Source organism: Arthrobacter sp. N199823, assembly GCF_002929705.1.
Taxonomy (GTDB): domain Bacteria; phylum Actinomycetota; class Actinomycetes; order Actinomycetales; family Micrococcaceae; genus Specibacter.
Genome location: NZ_PJIN01000001.1, coordinates 379,066 through 397,554 on the forward strand (window position 1 = coordinate 379,066; position 18,489 = coordinate 397,554).

Genomic DNA, 18,489 nt, shown 5'->3' on the forward strand with positions numbered 1-18,489 from the left:
CTAGCACAAATTTAATGCGTTACGGCTCACAGTAACAAGCTAGTGAATGTTTTCACAAAGAAATGTAGTATAGGGGTTATGGCAATCACACCCACCTTTTCAGCACGTCCGCGCGTCCTTGTAGTTGGCGGCGGTTACGTCGGCCTGTACACGGCCTTCAACCTGCAGAAGAAGATCGCAAAATCAGGTGGCATCGTCACCTTGATCGATCCCCTGCCCTACATGACGTACCAGCCGTTCCTGCCCGAGGTAGCCGGCGGAAACATCGAAGCACGTCACGCGGTTGTTTCCTACCGCAAGCACCTGAAGCAGACCGAGGTCATTCAGGGCTCCGTCACGAGCATCGACCACGAGAACCGTACGGCCGTTGTGGCCCCGGCCGACGGTGGCGAGAACTTTGAGCTGCCCTACCATGACGTTGTCGTGGCTGCCGGCGCCATCACCCGCACCTTCCCCATCAAGGGCTTGGCAGAATCAGGCATCGGCCTGAAGACCATTGAAGAAGCCATTGCCCTGCGCAACCAGGTTCTCTCACTCATCGAGAAGGCCTCCACGGAGACCGATCCCGCCAAGCGCGCCCGCGCCCTGACGTTCGTTGTTGTCGGTGGCGGGTTCGCCGGTATCGAGACCATCGCCGAGCTGGAAGACATGGCTCGCGCCGCCGTCAAGCTCAACGCTCGCGTTGACCAGTCCGAGCTGCGCTTCGTTCTGGTTGAGGCCATGGGTCGCATCATGCCCGAGGTCACCGAAGCTCAGGCCCTCTGGGTTGTGGAGCACCTCCGTAGCCGCGGCGTTGAAGTTCTGCTGAACACCTCGCTGGATAACGCCGAGGAAAGCAACCTCAAGCTCATCAACCTGCCGGACAAGTCCTTGGCTCAGCAGTTCGATGCTGACACCTTGATCTGGACCGCAGGCGTCATGGCCAACCCCATGGTTCGCTCCACCGATTTCCCGATCGAGCCCCGCGGCCGCGTTTCTGTCAACGTGAACCTGCAGGTCACCGGCGAATTCGGTGTCATCGAAAACGCCTGGGCTGCCGGCGACGTTGCGGCTGTCCCGGATGTCACCGGAGGTCTCCCGGACGGTACCTGCGTCCCCAACGCCCAGCACGCTCTGCGTCAGGCCAAGCGCCTGGCCAAGAACCTGTGGGCCAGCCGTTTCAACAAGCCGTTGAAGGGCTACAAGCACAAGAACCTCGGCGCTGTTGCAGGCTTCGGCCAGTGGAAGGGTGTCGCCAAGATCATGGGCATCCAGCTCAAGGGTGCTCCCGCATGGCTTGCACACCGCGGCTACCACGGCCTGGCCATGCCCACCGTTGAGCGCAAGATCCGCGTTCTCAGCGACTGGTTCGTCACCATGATCGCCGGCCGCGACCTGGCCCAGCTGGAGAACCTGCAGGCGCCCCGCGCCACGTTCGTCTCCGCTGCTACCCCGAAGCCCAAGCCGGCTGCTGCCGCGCCCGTGGCGGCTCCGGTTGCTGAAGCTGCTCCCGTGGCGGCTCCGGCTGCTGAGATCAAGGAAGACGCCGCTGCAAAGTAGCACCTCCCTTTAGGCAATGCCCGACGCCGGTCCTCCCCACCTTCTGGGGATGGCCGGCGTCGCGCTTTAAGGTTTTCGCGGGACTTTGACGTTTCCGCCATAGTTTGAACGGCAGCGAAAACGTCAAACTGCAGCATTTTCCTCAGGCGCGGCTATGTCAGCACGGGACGCTAAGCTGGGGCCATGATTATTCGACGCGAGAGAGCTGATGACCGCCCCGAGCTCCTTGCCGTCGTTCAGGCTGCCTTTGCGGATCCAGGCGAGGCAAAGCTGGTGCGCGGTCTCTTTGCGTCTAGAGAGTACCTGCCGGGATTATCCCTGGTTGCTGAATCAGTGCGGGGCGAGATCCTGGGCTATGTCATCACCACCCGTGCGTGGATCGGCGAGCAGGAGTCCTTGGGATTGGGTCCCATTGCCGTGCAGCCGGAGTATCAGCGCCAAGGCGTTGGGTTAGCGCTGATGAAGGCCACTATCGCGGAGGCGAACGCGATGGGGGAGTCCACGCTGGTTCTCCTAGGTAGCACCGATTACTACCCACGGTTCGGATTTGTGCCAGCCGATTCGCTGGGGATTGTTCCACCGGATCCGTCATGGGGCTCCCATTTCATGGCACTGGCCTTGAACAACCATGAACCGGGCAGCCATGGGGTCTTCAAGTACGCAGCCCCCTTCACCTCGCGTTGACCCGCAGTTTCTTTGGCAGGGCCAGTATCCAGTATTGTTGACAGGAGCCAGTAACGGTCCTGATGGATCAGCCCCAGTAGCCCAATGGCAGAGGCACCAGACTTAAAATCTGTTCAGTGTCGGTTCGAGTCCGACCTGGGGTACGTGTAAAGCCCTTCCTATGAAAATCGACCCGTGACTTAAGGTCGCTTTGGTTCACCAAAGCGACCTTAAGTCACGGGTCGATTTTCATTTGGGGTGGGAGCCTGTCCTGACACCGGGCTGGACCGCGGAATCTGGGCTCAATGTGAACATCTGGTGAACGTTTGCTGGCAGCGTACTGACAATATGCGCCATAAGGAACATAATCGCCGATTGAAACGCTTGACTTGATAGAGTAAAAGGAATAATTACCCCCTAATTTGGAGGCAACGTCACGATGGCACTTGGTGGAAACCCGGTATTTGCCAATAACAAGAACTTCAAGGAGACGCCGGGCGGATATCGCGGCCCCGTCAACGGAGGCGCGGACACCATGTCTGCGCAGGCACAGTTCTCTGCCCAGCAGTTGCAGGATCTCTATAACAAGCCTGCCGCTGGACCGGCACAGACCGGCCGCATGACGTACGACGACGTCATCATGAAGACTGTCTTCACGCTCGGCATGGTGTTGGTTGGCGCTGCACTGGGCTGGATGATTCCCGTGCTCATGTGGCCGGGCATGATCGTCGGCTTGGTTCTTGGTCTGGTGAATTCCTTCAAGAAGGAGCCCTCGTCGGCACTCATTCTGGCCTACGCGCTTTTTGAAGGCATGTTCCTAGGCGGTCTGACGGGCATCTTGGAGCAGCAGTTCCCTGGCATCGCGATCCAGGCCATCCTCGGTACCCTGAGCGTGTTTGCCGTGACCTTAGTGCTCTTCCGTAATGGCAAGGTCCGGGCCACCCCCAAGATGACGCGATTCTTCATTATCGCCTTGGCAGGTTACGCACTGTTCTCGCTGCTCAACTTCGGCTTGATGATGTTCGGCGTCCTCGACAACCCGTGGGGCATGCGTGGCATGGACATCCCGGGTACCAACATCCCGTTCGGCGTGGTTTTGGGTCTGCTGGCCATCGGCTTGGCCGCGTTCTCCCTGATCGTGGACTTCACGTCCATTGAACAGGGTGTCCAGCGCGGACTGCCCACCAAGTACTCCTGGACGGCTGCTTTTGGCCTGACAGTGACGCTGGTGTGGCTCTACGTAGAAATCCTGCGCCTGCTGGCCATCCTCCGGGGCAACGACTAACCCCGCCACCAACTTCATCTGATTGCAGCAACGCCCGGCCCGTAGCGACCGGGCGTTGCTGCAATCAAAGCTCCTCAGATCCACTGAAAAAACTAGCGAAAGCATCTCATGAACGTATCCCCGCTGATTTGGGGCATTACCATCCTTGTCATCCTGGCCCTCTTGGCCTTTGACTACTTCTTCCACATCCGCAAAGCGCATATCCCCAGCTTGCGAGAAGCAGCCATCTGGTCCTCCATTTACGTGGGCCTAGCTGTAGTTTTCGGCATCGTTGTCTGGATCTTTGGCGGCGCCACGATGGGTGGAGAGTACTTCGCCGGTTACATCACTGAGAAGGCGCTGAGTGTTGATAACCTCTTTGTCTTCCTGGTCATCATGGCCAGCTTCAAGGTGCCCCGCGAGGACCAGCAGAAGGTTCTGCTCTTCGGTATTGTCTTTGCACTGATCGCCCGCACCGGATTCATCTTTGCCGGCGCAGCACTCATCAACACCTGGTCCTGGATGTTCTACATCTTCGGCATCATCTTGCTCATCACGGCAGGAAACTTGCTCAAGGAAGAAGACAGCGACGGCGACGATGCTGACAACTTCATCATCAAGCTGGCCAAGCGCTTCTTCAACACCTCCGAGCACTACGACGGCGACAAGCTCGTCACCAAGATCGACGGCAAGAAAGTCCTCACGCCGATGCTGTTGGTCATGGTCGCCATTGGCGGCACCGACCTGCTCTTCGCTCTGGACTCGATCCCGGCCATCTTCGGCCTGACCCAGAATGTATACATCGTCTTCACAGCTACTGCCTTCTCCCTCATGGGTCTGCGCCAGCTGTACTTCCTCTTGGATGGTCTGCTGGATCGCCTGATCTACCTGGCATACGGCTTGGCCGCGATCTTGGCGTTCATTGGTGTCAAGCTGGTCCTGCACGCACTGCACGAGAACAACCTGCCGTTCATCAACGGTGGCGAGCACGTTCCCGTGTTCGAGATCAGCACCAGCTTGTCCCTGACAGTCATCATTGGGGTCCTAGCGATCACCATCGTGGCTTCCCTCGTGAGCAAGTCCGGAAAGGCTCAGACGGTGTTGAACAACGCTCGTCGCCACTCCGCAAGCTACCTGGAGTTGGACTACACCGCTGATGAGGGTGAGCGTGAGCGTGTCTACCAGCAGCTCATGGTCGAGGAGAACGCCATCCAGAACCTGGAGGTCAAGTTCCGTGACAAGCACAAGGACTCCGAGGAGATCCTCGAGCAGGTCGCCAAGGCACACGCTCTGCATGAAAAGATGACGGGCCGCTAAGCTCCCCTCACGCAAAAGGGGCCCGGCAAATTCGATCAGTTATCGAATTCGCCGGGACCCTTTGCGTTTCCTAGGAGATCTTGCGGGCTCCCGGAGCAGGGGAGACGGCGAAGATGTCCGGAGCGGTAAAACCAGCCGCGGCAAACGCATGTACGACGGCGGCACGCACCGTGGCTTCTTCGGCCACCGGGATGAGGGCGATGGCGGAACCGCCAAAGCCGCCGCCGGTCATCCGCGCACCCAAGGCGCCGTGGGCCAGTGAGGTGTCCACGGCGAGGTCAAGCTCGGGGCAGGAGATCTCAAAGTCGTCGCGCATTGAAACGTGGCTTTCGGTAAGCAGCTCGCCAATGGCGGCTGGTCCGGCGTCGGCCAGTACGGAGATGGTGTCCAAAACGCGCTGGTTCTCCGTGACAATGTGGCGCACGCGGCGGAACGTCTCATCATCGAGCAGGCCGGCAGCCTCGGGAAGGTCGGAGGCAGCAACGTCCCGCAGCGCGGCAACTCCGAGCACCTCGGCGCCCAGCTCGCAGGAGGCGCGGCGGGCTGAGTAGCCGCCGGTGGCGTGCGCGTGGCTGACCTTCGTGTCGACCACCAGGATCAGCAGCCCGGCGGCGGCCAAGTCCAACGGCACCAGCTCGGATTCCTGCGTGCGGCAATCAAGGAACACTGCGTGGCCGTCGGTGGAGAGCAGCGAGGCGGACTGGTCCAGGATTCCTGTCGGGGCGCCCACCACTTCATTCTCGGCACGCTGGCCCACCAGAACCAGCTCATTGAGGCTGAGCCCGGCCTGTTCGAGCTCATTGAAGGCTGTGGCCACGGCGCACTCGATGGCGGCTGAGGAGGACAGGCCCGCACCGGAGGGCACGGTGGAGTGTAGGAAGAGGTCAAAACCGCCAATGGTGATGCCCATCTGGCGCATGACCCAGACAACGCCCAGAGGGTAAGCCGTCCAGCCCGCCATGGTCTCATGGGAGAGGGTGTCCAAGTTGACGGTGACGGTGGGCGCCTCGCCGAAGCTCGAGCTCAGCCGGGCGACATTGTCATCGCGGAGTTTGATGGCTACGGCGGCGGCGCGATCAATGGCGAACGGCAGGACAAAACCCTCGTTGTAGTCAGTGTGCTCGCCAATAAGGTTGACGCGTCCCGGTGCAGCCCAAACGCCGTCGGGAGTTGTGCCAAAGGCGTCGGTGAAGGCCGCAGCCACGTCGGCTGCATTTATGGACTGGCTCATACTAAATCTGCTTTCGGGGTGAGGGTTCCGGAGGTGCTTCGCAGCAGGGCAGCCACCTGTTCCGGAGTGGTGTCGTTGATAAAGGCGCCCATGGCGGCTTCTGAGCCGGCCAGGAATTTGAGCTTGTCGGCGGCGCGTCGTGGTGAGGTGAGCTCCAAATGGAAACGGCCGGCCGGACGCAGCACGGAATCCAGCGGTGCCTGGTGCCAGGCCGCAATGTACGGGGTGGGGGTGTCGTACAGGTTGTCCAGGCGGCGCAGGACGTCCAGGTACATGACGGCAAGTTCGTCGCGTTCGGCGTCGTTGAGGGCAGCAAAGTCCGGGACGTGGCGGTGCGGGGTCATGTGGATTTCCAACGGCATGTGCGCCGCGAAGGGCACGTAGGCGCTGAAGTGCTTGCCTTGGGCGATCATGCGCTCACCGGATTCGGATTCCTTGGCAACAATATCGCCGAGCAGGGTGGCCGTACCGTTGTGGGCGTCGTAGAACATGCGGGCCGCAGAGGCCATGACCTCACTGCGTGGCGGGACGTAGGAGTAGGCGTAGATCTGCCCGTGCGGGTGGTGGAGGGTGACACCAATGTCCTGGCCGCGGTTTTCAAACGGGAAGACCTGCTTCACGCCGGGCAGTGCGCTCAGCGCCTGCGTTCGGTGTGCCCAGGCGTCAATGACGGTGCGGGCACGTTCTTCAGAGAGCCCAGCAAAGGAACCCGTGTGTTCCGGTGTAAAGGCTACTACCTCGCACCTGCCGAAGGCTCGGCCCATGGTGCCCCAAGCTGGGTTTGCCGGGATGGGGCCCACGGCCGGGCCCAGCGACGGGAAACGGTTTTCAAAAACGGCCACGTCGTAGGCGGAATCGGGAATCTCGGACAGGTTCGCCCCGGTGGTGGGACACAGCGGGCACTGGTCGGCAGGGGGCAAGTAGGTGCGGGTCTGGCGGTGCGCGGCAACAGCGACCCAGTCTCCTGTGAGGGCGTCGTAACGCAGCTCGCCGGTGTTCTCTTCGCTGCGGGCATCCAGTGGACGCGTGTCGTGCGCAGAGTGCGACTTGGCGTGAGCGCCGTCGTCAAAGTAAATGAGTTCCCGGCCGTCGGCGAGGCGCGTACTGGTAGCGATGGTCATGAAGACTTCCTGGTTGAGGGGTGGAAGGCGGTCGCATGCGGCGCGGCCTGGCGAAAGTTTGGTACCCGGAGGGCGAATAATTCTGCGGTGGCGGCACTGATGCCGTCATCGGTGATGATGGTTTCAACGGCACCGATGGGGCCAATTGCGGCTAGGGAACGGACCTGGAACTTGGAGCTATCAGCCAGCAGAACCAGCTGCGAGGTGGCCTCGATGAAGGCGGCGTTGGTCTCGGCTTCGAGCCAGTTGGGGCTGGTCAGCCCGCGGTCCACATCCAAACCGTGGACACCCATGAAGCAAATGTCGGTGTTCAAGTTGCGCAAGGCGAGGCGGGCCACGGGACCTACAAGAGCTTCCGACGGCGTGCGTTCGCCACCTGTCACAATGACCTTCAGATCCGAGCTGCCCTGCTGATGGTAGAGCAGTTCGGCAGCCTTGAGGGAGTTGGTGACCACCGTCAGGTTCGGGAGCCTGTCCAGCTCCGCGGCCAGCGCGACGGCCAGTTGGTAGGTGGTGGTGCCGCCGGTCAGGGCCAAGGTCATGCCAGGTTCCACCAGAGTCAACGCCTCGGCGGCGATGGCCAGCTTGGCTTCCAGGGCTTTGTCCACGTTGAGTAGAAAGCCAGGTTCCAGCGAGCTCAACCGCGCCAAACGCATGGCCCCGCCATGTATTTTACGGGCCAGGCCGTTCTGATCCAGAGCCTCAATGTCCCGGCGAATAGTCATTTCGCTGACATTCAACAGCGCTGCGATATCGGCCACGCGCACGGCCTCATGCAGTTGCAACTCCTTGAGGATGCGCGCCTGGCGCTCTGGTGCAAGCATGAAAGGACCCCTAGTTCCGTCGCCGATGTCAGTAAGCCAAGATAAGTAAACAGTTTCAAACAAAATATTACATTAAGGCAAGTGTTTACGCAGCTACATGTCGTGAAACAAGGAAAATTCGCCGCCGTGGAGGCAGTAATCTAAACATTATGAGTACTTCACATACCGCTGCCGACCAAGATTTCGCGGGATCCCGCCCGGCCACAGGCGCACAATTCCGCTTGCAGCGCGGGGACGTCACCGCCATTATTACGTCATTGGCCGCCGGTCTGCGCCACTATGACAAGTCCGGAGTTGCGCTCGTGGAGAGCTATCCGGAGGGTGAGATCGCCCCCGGCGCCGCTGGCATCACGCTGGCGCCCTTCGCCAACCGCATTGACGGTGGGCGCTGGGAGCTCGACGGCCACGCGCAGCAGCTGGATATAACGGAGGTTCCGCGCAACAACGCCATCCACGGATTGTTGCGCAATACCGGCTATCACGCTCTAGAATCCAGCGATTCGCAGGTGCTGCTCGAGGCCATCATCCATCCGCAGCATGGCTATCCGTTCCTGGTCCGCCATCACGTGCGGTATTCCCTGGCCGCCGATGGCAGCCTGCGCGTGGCCCAGACCCTCATTAACGATTCCACCGCGCCCGCACCCTTTGTCCTGGGCGCGCACCCGTATTTCACGCTGGGCGATGTCCCGGCCGAACAGTTGACCTTGACTGTGCAGGCGGCCACCTACCTGAGCGCCAATGAGCGCATGATCCCCACGGGCCGTGAAGCTGTGAGCGGGCGCTTTGATCTGCGCCACGGCAAGCCCGTGCCGGAGTCCCTCATGGACACCGCCTTCACTGATCTTCTGACGGACGACGGCGTTGGGCGCCACACGCTGTCCGCCCCGGACGGGCGCAGCGTGAGTCTGTGGCACGACGGAAGCGTGAAGTACGTGCACGTGTACGTCACCGAGGTTTTCCCCGGCCGCTCCTTGGCCGTGGCCATGGAACCGATGACGGGACCGGCCAATGCTTTTAACTCCGGAGACGGACTGCAGTGGCTGGCTCCGGCCGAGGAATTCACCATGCATTGGGGGATTGACTCGGCCCTCTGAGACCAGAAGGAGCTGGTGGGTGTCGGTGTGGGGCCCCGCCGGCGAGGGTCCCGCCGTGAGCTTGTGAGTGGTTTGAGTCGGTGTGGGGCCCCGCCGGCGAGGGTCCCACCGTGAGCTTGTGAGTGGTTTGTGTCGGTGTGGGCCCCCTCCGGCGAGGGTCCCACCGTGAGCTTGGGCCCTATGGGAGCCGGTGGGGAAAATGGACGCCGTTTAACGATTTTTTACGCAATGGGGAAGTATTGCTCTATGACGCCTGATAAGCAGCACGAAGAGCGCACTGTTCAGAACGAATCCACAATGGTTCCCATGGGCATGCGGGTAGCCGCAGCCTGGTCCTGGCGCATGGCCATAATCCTGGTCATTGCGGCCATGTTGATCTGGTTGTTGAGTAAGGTCACCATCTTGCTCATCCCGATCATGATCGCCACTATTTTGGCCACACTCTTGCGTCCCGTAGTCAAGACCCTCAAGGGGATTGGTGTCCCGCAAGGCCTCAGCGTGGCCATTGCCGAAGTGGGCCTGGTGGTCCTCGTAGTGGGTGCGCTGTTCCTGGTGGGCCGGCAGATGGTGGTGGGTTTCACTGATCTGAGCCAACAGGCCATCAAGGGCCTGATCAAGATTCAGGAATGGCTCAACGCTGGTCCGCTGGCCATCAGCAACGATCAGATCACCCAGTACCTCGATGAGGCGTTGGCCGGGTTGCAGAACAACTCCAACGCCATCCTGTCTGGCGCGTTGGGGGTGGGTTCCAGCCTCACGCACTTCACCGTGGGACTGCTGCTGACCCTGTTCATCTTGCTGTTCTTCCTTCTGGAGGGACAAGACATCTGGGCGTTCGTGGTCAAGTTCTTCCCCAAGCGCGCCCGCCCCGGCGTTGATGGTGCAGCCCGCCGAGGCTGGACCTCTCTGGGCAATTATGCTCGCGTGCAGATCTTGGTGGCCGCCGTTGACGCCATCGGTATTGGTGCCGGTGCCGCAATCATCCAGGTTCCGCTCGCCCTGCCACTGGGTGTTCTGGTCTTCGTAGGCTCCTTCATCCCCGTGGTGGGTGCCCTCGTCACTGGCGCTGTGGCCGTGCTGCTGGCTCTGGTGGCCAACGGCTGGGTCAACGCCTTGATCATGCTCGGGATCGTCTTGCTCGTGCAGCAGCTGGAAAGCCACCTGCTCCAGCCGTTCATCATGGGCCGCGCCGTGTCGCTGCACCCCGTAGCCGTGATCCTGGCCGTTGCCGCCGGGTCAGGCATTGCCGGGATCATGGGCGCACTGTTTGCCGTACCGATGCTGGCCGTGGCGAATTCGTTCATCCGCTACATTGCGGGGCGCGGCTGGGAAAGTGATCCCGAGATGGCGGAGAAATATGGTCTTCCATTACCGGCGTCCGACGACGGAGCTGACGCCACCGAAAGTGCCGTTGCCTCCTCGGGTGCCACACACGATGACGATGGCGCAGGGCCGCGTCCCGCCGTCGAACTTTAGCTAGCCCCCAATCACGGCGCGGCCATGGCTGCGCCCACAATTTTGGCCGATCCCGGCCACGCACATGCAATAGAACAGCACTGAAAAGAAAGAGGCACGAACCGTGAACGCAACCAGCGATCTCCCCGTCACCCTTGCAGATATAGAAGAGGCACGGGACTTGTTGGCGGAGATTATTGCCCTCACGCCGATTGAGAGTTCGCGGGCGTTGGGGCGGATGACGGGCTCGGAGGTCTTCTTCAAGTGCGAGAATTTGCAGCGCGCCGGTTCGTTCAAGGTTCGCGGTGCTTATGTGCGGATGGCGAAACTTTCGCCCGAAGAGCGCGCCCGGGGCGTGGTGGCGGCATCCGCCGGAAACCATGCGCAGGGTGTTGCCGTGGCAGCCAAGGCACTGGGCATCAAGGCGAAGATTTTCATGCCGGTGGGGGTTGCCCTGCCCAAGCTGGCAGCCACGCGTGGCCATGGTGCCGAGGTGGTGCTGCACGGTTACAACGTTGACGAATCCTTGGCCGAGGCCGAACGCTATGCCAGCGAAAGCGGAGCCGTGTTCGTGCATCCGTACAACAACCTTGATGTGGTGGCAGGTCAGGGCACCATTGGCCTGGAAATCATGGATCAGGTTCCCAACGTGGACACCATCATCATGGGCGTTGGCGGCGGCGGGCTGCTCGCTGGTGTGTCGGTTGCCGTGAAGGCGCGTGCCAAGGAGCTCGGCCGGGAAATCCGCGTTATTGGTGTGCAGGCGGAGAACGCTGCCGCCTACCCGCCCTCGCTGGCGGCTGATGCATTGGTTCCATTGAAGAAGGTCTCCACCATGGCCGATGGCATTGCCGTGGGCCGCCCCGGGCAGCTGCCGTTCTCCATCATTCGCGAGCTGGTGGACGATGTTGTGACAGTCAGCGAAGACGCGTTGGCCCGGGCGCTGATCTTCTTGCTGGAACGCTCCAAGATGGTGGTGGAGCCCGCTGGCGCCGTAGGTGTGGCGGCCCTGATGGAAGGCAAAATTGAGAACCCCGGCACCACCGTGGTGGTGCTTTCGGGCGGCAACATTGACCCGATGCTGATGCTCAAGGTGATCCAGCGCGGTCTGGCCGCGGCAGGACGATTCCTGACGGTGCGCATCATGCTCAACGACCGCCCCGGTTCGCTGGCCACCATCTCGCGCATCATTGCCGAGAACGATGCCAACGTCACCGGAGTGGACCACACGCGCGTGGGTGGTTCCATCTCCATGGGTGATGTCTCCATCACCGTGAACCTTGAAACCAAGGGACACGAACACTGTGAACTGGTGCTGACGGCGCTGCGTGCCGAGGGCTTCCAGCCGATCGTGGTGCACTAAGCAGTTTCGCCCCCAGGCTCACAAATTCTTGTAAGCACCGCCGGTGGGTCATCGCTTTTGACGACCTGCAGGCGGTGCGCAGAAGAGCCGCCGGTTTCCCTCCGGAGGGCCCCTTGAAAGAGCCGATTCTGAAATAGAGTTCCCTTTTTCAGACCTTTCGTGGATACTTTTCTAGATTCCACTGGGAATCTTGGAAATTGGATACGGACATTGGGGGACATGGCCATGGGCAGTCTTGTGTGTAATGAACGGCGCTTCAAGCGCATAGTGATGGGCGCCGCTGCAACGCTCGCCATGGTCGCCATGGTTGGACTGTCCGGCGTGTCAGCCTTCGCAGCCCCCTCCACCGATCTCTCCGCAGAGACCGCTAGCGCAACGGAGGGTGCAACGACCCCCTCCACCGATCTCTCCGCAGAGACCGCTAGCGCAACAGAGGGCGCAACGACCCCCTCCACCGATCTCTCCGCAGAGACCGCTAGCGCAACGGAGGGTGCAACGACCCTCCCTGCCGGCGATGTGCTCCCAGCCTTCATGGGGCCCACCGACGGGGATGTCATTACGGTTGACCAAAGTTTTTTTGGCGGTGGTTTCCCAGGCCAGGTTGTGAGCATCTTCTATTCCGACGGTCGCCCGCTGTGCTCCGTCACGGTTGATGACACCTGGACGTTTGAGTGCGTACCTGACGCGCCCTTGAGCCTGGGTCCGCTGAGCCTCACAGCGGAGGTCATCAACAGGGATGAAACCGTAGTGGTCACTGGTCCCTATAGTTTCATTGTCACCGGTCGGCCTACGCTGAGTAGTCCGGCCGATGGTTCCACGGTGGGGGACCTGCCAGAATTTATTGGGACCGGTGAACCGGGGGTGGATATCGATATTCTTGGCGGCCGGAGCGGATTGTCTGTCTGTTCCTCAGTGGTCAGAGACGACGGGACCTTTAGTTGCGTCCCGAAGCTTCGGTTCCTCGTGGGCACGGCGGACTTTTTCCCTGCCATTTCTAAGAATCGCGAACAACAGATCGCGGGGGACATGCTCACCATCACTGTGGCAGTCACCCCTGTCATTGTTAGTCCCATAAACGACGATGTCGTCGCTGGGGCCGTGGAGATCAGTGGAACCGCGGGGGTTTTCGCTACCGTGGCCATCTTAGACGGCAACGGCAAAACAGTGTGCTCTGCCGAATCTGACCGGGATGGGACATTCAGCTGTGTCGCAAACCCCGCTCTCAGCGTCGGGAAGCATACCCTGACGCCGGTACAGACCAGCAAGTCGGACGGCTCGATTATCACCGGTGCTGGGATCGAAGTGAGCGTCAACGCTGATGGTGTGGTCCCGAGCGCGCCGGGTCCGACCAGGTCGGCGGTAATTGAGACCGTGACGTCTGCACCAACAGCTACCAGCCCGGCCACGGCCAAGTCGACAGCGACTACCCAACAGCTCGCTGCCACTGGTGCCACTGGCACCATCTGGCTGGCGGTCGTTGGAGGAGCCTTGCTCCTGCTCGGCGGCGCCTCGCTCCTGACCAGGTTCCGCCGTCGTACGCACGGCTAAAGATCCAACAAAGACTGGACAAAAGAAGGGCCGGGGTTCCACTGGGAAACCCGGCCCTTCTTACGCTCTAATGAGAACGCTTAGCCAACGTAAGGCTTGGCGGAGATGATCTCCACGGCAATGTCGCGGCCGTTGGGAGCTACATAGCTGAGCTTGTCGCCCACTTTGGAGCCCATGATGGCTTCACCGAGGGCGGAACGCTCGCTGTAAACTTCCAGGTCTCCGGCGCCAACTTCACGGCTACCCAACAGGAACGTGGTCTCATCGCCGGCAATGGTGGCAACTACCACCATGCCCTGTTCCACAATGCCGTCGTCGGCAGGTGCTTCGCCCACGCGGGCATTGCGGAGCATTTCGCTGAGCTGGCGAATGCGGGCTTCGATCTTGCCCTGCTCATCCTTGGCAGCGTGGTAGCCGCCGTTTTCCTTCAAATCGCCCTCTTGACGGGCCTGCTCAATTTTGCTCACAATTTCTGCACGGCCCGGGCCGGACATCTGAGTAAGTTCACCCTGCAGGCGGTCGTAGGCTTCCTGCGTCAGCCATGCTGAAGGCGCACTATTAGTGGTAGACACGTGGTTCTCCTTGAATGTACAAAGCAAAGGCCCCGCTGTGTTGATCCCAACAAACACGTTCATGCTTGCGCAACAGCAAAGTTGCACAAACCATGCGCCGTAAGAAGAGGGTCAAGCAAGCGGGGCAGATGGTAATAGATTCCAGTTTAGTCAATAAGGCAGATAAACCCAAGAATTGGGGTGCCCAGTGTTACTTTTACTTCACGATCCAGCAGTTTTCGACGATTCCGGTCACTGCCAGAGTGTCGGTCCGCAGGTCTGCACGATTAGTTGTGGTGCGGCCATTCTCAGCGCCGACGTCTTTACCATTGGGGCCGATCGTGACCACCTTCCAGCCCACCACCGCGAAGCTTTCGTCCATGGCCTTGACGGCACAACGGGCCGTAGCATCCGGTGACTTGGTCACAGCGAAATCCACTGTAGTCATGGTCGAATCAACCACTTTGTAGCTGATGTCTTTTTGGGTAACTCCGTCATTGGAACCAAAAGTGACCCAAAGTGCCCACACCACGGCCAAGGCGATCGCCACAATAATGAAGATCTTCCGTGTTTTTTTGGTCACCTTACGCTTGGGAGACCCGTAACGATTGGTTAGGCTGGTAGCTGCTGAAGAATCAGAATTTGTCACTGCATCCACTTGTGTCTGTTCCGCGAGTGCCGCGGCCGGGCGCACCTTGAAAAAGGGGCGTTGGACTAGAACCAGTTTAGCGTTCATTTCAGCCCGAGTTTTGTCCCACCGTTTTGTCCCCGAAGTCAGCGAAGAATCGAAGGTAGTGTCCGTGAGCAGCAATGTGAGTCAAGAAGTGGAACCGCTGCGTCTTTTGGCGGTCCACGCCCATCCGGACGATGAAGCCAGCAAGGGTTCAGCCATGATGGCCTCCTATGTGGCTTCCGGCGTTGAGGTCATGGTGGCTACCTGCACGGGTGGTGAACGCGGAGATATCCAGAACCCCGCCTTGGTGGGCGATCCTCACTCGGCCCGCGACATGGGCGGTGCCCGACGCGTGGAAATGGCCAACGCCGCCAAGATCTTGGGCATCCAACACCAATGGCTAGGCTTCACCGACTCCGGCCTGCCTGAAGGGGATCCCTTGCCGGAACTGCCGGCTAACTGCTTTGCCCTGAAGCCACTGGAAATTGCCGCAGCACCCCTGGTGCGGCTAGTGCGCCGATTCCGCCCGCATGTCATTGTTGCCTACGATGAAAATGGTGGTTACCCGCACCCTGACCACATCATGGCTCACAAGGTTGCCGTGGAAGCCTTCAATGCTGCCGGGGATCCGCAAAAGTACCCGGGCACGGGCCCGGCGTGGGAGCCCGCCAAGCTGTATTACGATCTGGCATTCAACCCCCAGCGCTTCCGTGCCCTGCACTTCGCCCTGGAAGAAGCCGGCTTGGCCTCCCCGTACGCCGAGCGTCTTGCAGCCTGGCTCGAAGCCGACACCGAGGGGCACACCCCACCTGTCAGCAAGCACCCCACCACCACACAAATTGACTGCGGCGACTACTTTGAAACCCGCGACAATGCCTTGCGCGCCCACGCCACCCAAGTGGATCCGGATGGTTTCTTCTTCGCCGTCAGCGCACCCATGCAGCGCAAAGTGTGGCCGTGGGAGGACTATTCGCTCATTGACTCACGCGTTCCCACCACACTCCCAGAGAACGACCTGTTTGCTGGCCTACGATAGATAGTGGACGAATCCCCTTGACACTTTGCCGCTTGGGGATGAAACGAAAGATGGATTGTGCTCACACTGATTTTGCTTGCTGCCACTGACCCTGCCACTCCCGGGGATCCTGGCCTGCGCCCGGGGCTGACCGAAGACCAAGTGACCCCGGGCCTGCTGGGTTTTGTCATGACCTTCGGCATTGTGCTGATCATGTTTTTCTTGATCCGCGACATGGTCAAGCGCGTCCGTCGCGTCCGCTACCGTGCACAGGTTGAGGATGATCGCTCCGGGACCGCCACCGAGTACATGGGCATCCCGATCATGTCCGAGGCTGATATGAAGAGCGCCAGCTACGAGAACGGCTTCCGGGACACTCCCGCTCAGGTTAGCGCTGATCCTGCCGTTGCGCCTGAGACGTTGAAGCACGACGCCGGCACGCGGCTTCCGGCGCACACCCCCGCCTCGGGTGCCGCAACAGAAGGGCTGGACGAGGCTGGTGCTGCGGCTGACTCGGCTTCCGGCCCCGCTTCTGGATCTGCGTCCACGCAGGGCGAGAAGTAGCGCCGACGCATGAACAGGCTGGCAGGGGAACCAAGCGCTTACCTTCGCCAGCACGCACACAATCCGGTGAATTGGCAGCCTTTTGACGATGCTGCGTTCGCCGACGCCGTGGCACGCGATGTCCCCATTTTTCTTTCCGTGGGGTACGCCGCGTGCCATTGGTGTCATGTCATGGCGGGGGAGTCCTTCGAAGACCCTGCCATTGGCGCCTATCTGAACCAGCACTTTGTCTCGATCAAGGTGGACCGCGAGGAACGTCCCGATGTGGATGATGCCTACATGGCGGCTACTCAGGCCCTGAGTGGTCAGGGCGGCTGGCCCATGAGCGTCTTTTTAACTCCGGCAGGCAAGGCCTTCTATGCCGGCACGTATTTTGCTCCGGAGCCGCGCTCCGGCCAGCCATCCTTCCGCCAGGTATTGGCCGCCGTACAGGAAGCCTGGACAGAACGCCGGGACCTTGTAGAAGAAACTGCCAGCGATCTCGCCGCTAGCCTTTCCCAGCCGCTGTGGCAGGTTCGGGCAACAGTGATGAGTCCCGCCGTCGATCTTGGCACTGAACACGAATCCGAGCGCGGCGCTGCGCCGGGCTCGGAGTGGGCTGCGGCTGCCGAACTTGCCGTGAGCGCCATGGCGCAGGCCGAGGACACAGTGCATGGTGGCTTCGGACAGGCCCCGAAATTCCCGCCAACTCCCGCGCTGGAGTTCTTGATGCGCCATGCGGCGTCCGCTTCCCCGAGCGCGCATCTGGCCTATCGAATGACGGGGCGGACGCTGGGCGCCATGGTGAGATCGGCCGTTTTTGACCGCCTAGGCGGTGGATTTGCGCGCTACAGCGTCAGCGCCGATTGGTCCGAGCCGCACTACGAGAAAATGCTGTACGACAACGCAGGGCTCCTGCAAGCCTTGGTGCACTGGATCCGGCTTGCCGGTAGTGGAGCCCCGGATGCAGGCCGCGACGCTGGCCATGTCGAGGGAAGCGTCCCACCCAACGGGCCATCCGATGTGCCGTCCGATGTGCCGTCCAGTGTTGCACCCTTGGGCGTGGCGGAAGCTCAGGACGCCGTGCGAGCTACGGTTTCCTGGTTGATGGAGGAAATGCGCCTTCCTGGCGGGGCCTTTGCCTCCTCCTTGGATGCTGACACCGTCATTGCTGGGCTCCATCACGAGGGTGCCAGCTACCGGTGGACTCGCGCCGAACTGGATACGGCGGCGGCAACGGAGGCTCTGGACTCGGAGCTGGCGGCGGAGGTAGCAGCCATGTTGGGTGTTGCTTCGGTGGGTTCCCATCCTCTGCATGCCGGGCGGGCGCTCACTGATGCCGAACAGGCCGCCTTCGACCAGCTCAAGCCTGCCCTGCTGGCTGCCCGGGCGGACCGCATAATGCCTGCCCGTGATGACAAAGTGGTGGCGTCGTGGAACGCCATGCTCATGGCTGCGCTGGCCGAGGCAGCCATGGTTTTGGAGGAGCCCGCGTGGCTAAGGGCCGCCGTCGAACTTGGTGAGTATCTGGCGCAGGTCCACTGGGACGGGCAGCTGTCCAGGGTGTCCCATGACGGCCACGCACGCGGCATCAAGGGATTGTTGGAGGATTATGCCGCCTGCGCCAACGGGTATCTGACACTGTATGCGGCCACGGGGGACACCCGCTGGTTTGATTTTGCCGGTGAATTGGTGGGCGCTGCTGAACGGGACTTCATCGCGGACGGCGTGGTGCTCAACCGCGCCGAATCCGGCGGGCCACGGGCCGAAGAGTCAGAGGCTGGCGAGTCGGCGGGTGGTGTGCCAGCATCCGGAGGGTCGGTGGCCGGGTTGCAGGGCTCGCGGTTTGCGGACCCGTTCGACAACGCGACAGCGGCAGGTGTGGCCCTGCTTGCACAAGCCTTCACGTCTTGGGCTGCCTACACGGGCTCGGCTCACCATCGGAAACTGGCCGAATCCATGGTAGCTGGCGTGCCCGAATTGGCCCGGCGGGCGCCTCGATCGGCCGGCGGATTGCTGTCTGTGGTTGAGGCCTTAGCGGCAGGTCCTGTGGAACTGGCGGTTGTGGGGCCCGCTGGTACAGACCGGGCCGCGTTGGTGCGCACGGCGTGGGAGTCGGCCGTGCCCGGCATGGTCATTGCGGTCTGGGATGGAGGCGGTGAAGCGCCGGTGCCACTACTGCTTGGGCGAGGTGGTGCGCATACGCCGCTGGCCTTTGTGTGCCGCAACTTCAGCTGTGCACTGCCCGTGTCAACGCCTAGTGAATTGCTCGCGCTGCTGACGTGAGG

Annotated in this window: 16 protein-coding genes and 1 tRNA gene; 12 read left to right on the forward strand and 5 right to left on the reverse strand. The window is 61.2% G+C overall.

Features of this window, described 5'->3' with window-relative positions:
• The first annotated feature begins 78 nt into the window (after positions 1-78).
• The 5 genes from CXQ93_RS01675 to CXQ93_RS01695 all read left to right on the forward strand — a co-directional run bounded on the left by CXQ93_RS01675 (position 79) and on the right by CXQ93_RS01695 (position 4,783).
• Positions 79-1,539, forward strand: a complete 1,461-nt coding sequence (locus tag CXQ93_RS01675) for an NAD(P)/FAD-dependent oxidoreductase (RefSeq protein ID WP_104108743.1) — start codon at positions 79-81, stop codon at positions 1,537-1,539.
• A gap of 183 nt (positions 1,540-1,722) precedes the next feature.
• Positions 1,723-2,223, forward strand: coding sequence for a GNAT family N-acetyltransferase (locus tag CXQ93_RS01680; protein WP_104108744.1), 501 nt, complete (start codon positions 1,723-1,725; stop codon positions 2,221-2,223).
• Between the two features lie 70 nt (positions 2,224-2,293).
• Positions 2,294-2,366 (forward strand) — tRNA-Leu (locus CXQ93_RS01685).
• A gap of 275 nt (positions 2,367-2,641) precedes the next feature.
• Positions 2,642-3,487: a Bax inhibitor-1/YccA family protein gene (locus CXQ93_RS01690; protein WP_104108745.1), complete on the forward strand. Its 846-nt coding sequence runs from the start codon at positions 2,642-2,644 to the stop codon at positions 3,485-3,487.
• Between the two features lie 108 nt (positions 3,488-3,595).
• The gene (locus CXQ93_RS01695) at positions 3,596-4,783 is read left to right on the forward strand and encodes a TerC family protein (RefSeq protein ID WP_104108746.1); all 1,188 of its coding nucleotides are present in this window, start codon (positions 3,596-3,598) and stop codon (positions 4,781-4,783) included.
• Between the two features lie 70 nt (positions 4,784-4,853).
• On the opposite strand, the gene galK is transcribed toward CXQ93_RS01695, so the two are convergent.
• Genes galK through CXQ93_RS01710 form a run of 3 tightly spaced genes read right to left on the reverse strand, consistent with a single transcriptional unit; the run spans position 4,854 to position 7,959 of the window.
• Positions 4,854-6,014 (reverse strand): galactokinase, encoded by a 1,161-nt coding sequence (gene galK, locus CXQ93_RS01700; RefSeq protein WP_104108747.1) that lies wholly within the window; start codon positions 6,012-6,014, stop codon positions 4,854-4,856.
• Entirely contained in the window at positions 6,011-7,135 is a 1,125-nt protein-coding gene (galT, locus tag CXQ93_RS01705) for a galactose-1-phosphate uridylyltransferase (protein ID WP_104108748.1), read from the reverse strand. Before galT ends, galK begins: the two co-directional genes overlap by 4 nt.
• Positions 7,132-7,959 (reverse strand): DeoR/GlpR family DNA-binding transcription regulator, encoded by an 828-nt coding sequence (locus tag CXQ93_RS01710; RefSeq protein ID WP_104108749.1) that lies wholly within the window; start codon positions 7,957-7,959, stop codon positions 7,132-7,134. The genes galT and CXQ93_RS01710 overlap by 4 nt, the downstream gene beginning before the upstream one ends.
• Positions 7,960-8,108: 149 nt before the next feature.
• Between CXQ93_RS01710 and CXQ93_RS01715 the strand changes: the two genes are divergently transcribed.
• The 4 genes from CXQ93_RS01715 (at position 8,109) to CXQ93_RS01730 (ending at position 13,419) form a co-directional block, all read left to right on the forward strand.
• Positions 8,109-9,053 (forward strand): aldose 1-epimerase family protein, encoded by a 945-nt coding sequence (locus tag CXQ93_RS01715; protein ID WP_104108750.1) that lies wholly within the window; start codon positions 8,109-8,111, stop codon positions 9,051-9,053.
• Between the two features lie 246 nt (positions 9,054-9,299).
• The gene (locus CXQ93_RS01720) at positions 9,300-10,529 is read left to right on the forward strand and encodes an AI-2E family transporter (RefSeq protein WP_104108751.1); all 1,230 of its coding nucleotides are present in this window, start codon (positions 9,300-9,302) and stop codon (positions 10,527-10,529) included.
• Positions 10,530-10,632: 103 nt separating this feature from the next.
• A complete protein-coding gene (gene ilvA, locus CXQ93_RS01725) occupies positions 10,633-11,871 on the forward strand; it encodes a threonine ammonia-lyase (RefSeq protein WP_104108752.1) in 1,239 nt (412 codons plus the stop codon).
• A gap of 219 nt (positions 11,872-12,090) precedes the next feature.
• Positions 12,091-13,419, forward strand: a complete 1,329-nt coding sequence (locus CXQ93_RS01730) for an LPXTG cell wall anchor domain-containing protein (RefSeq protein ID WP_104108753.1) — start codon at positions 12,091-12,093, stop codon at positions 13,417-13,419.
• Between the two features lie 80 nt (positions 13,420-13,499).
• Here CXQ93_RS01730 and greA read toward each other — a convergent pair whose 3' ends face one another.
• Together greA and CXQ93_RS01740 are read right to left on the reverse strand one after the other, a co-directional pair.
• Positions 13,500-13,991 carry a transcription elongation factor GreA gene (gene greA, locus CXQ93_RS01735; protein ID WP_104108754.1) on the reverse strand — a complete coding sequence of 164 codons (492 nt, stop codon included), beginning with the start codon at positions 13,989-13,991 and terminating at the stop codon, positions 13,500-13,502.
• Between the two features lie 196 nt (positions 13,992-14,187).
• On the reverse strand, positions 14,188-14,553 hold the full coding sequence (locus CXQ93_RS01740) for a DUF4307 domain-containing protein (protein WP_258068522.1): 366 nt from the start codon (positions 14,551-14,553) through the stop codon (positions 14,188-14,190).
• A 217-nt stretch (positions 14,554-14,770) separates the two neighbouring features.
• On the opposite strand from CXQ93_RS01740, the gene mca reads away from it, so the two are divergent.
• Genes mca through CXQ93_RS01755 form a run of 3 tightly spaced genes read left to right on the forward strand, consistent with a single transcriptional unit; the run spans position 14,771 to position 18,487 of the window.
• Positions 14,771-15,679 (forward strand): mycothiol conjugate amidase Mca, encoded by a 909-nt coding sequence (gene mca, locus CXQ93_RS01745; RefSeq protein WP_104108755.1) that lies wholly within the window; start codon positions 14,771-14,773, stop codon positions 15,677-15,679.
• A 57-nt stretch (positions 15,680-15,736) separates the two neighbouring features.
• Positions 15,737-16,222: a hypothetical protein gene (locus tag CXQ93_RS21235; protein WP_104108756.1), complete on the forward strand. Its 486-nt coding sequence runs from the start codon at positions 15,737-15,739 to the stop codon at positions 16,220-16,222.
• 9 nt (positions 16,223-16,231) lie between these two features.
• A complete protein-coding gene (locus CXQ93_RS01755) occupies positions 16,232-18,487 on the forward strand; it encodes a thioredoxin domain-containing protein (protein WP_104108757.1) in 2,256 nt (751 codons plus the stop codon).
• Positions 18,488-18,489 lie beyond the last annotated feature (2 nt).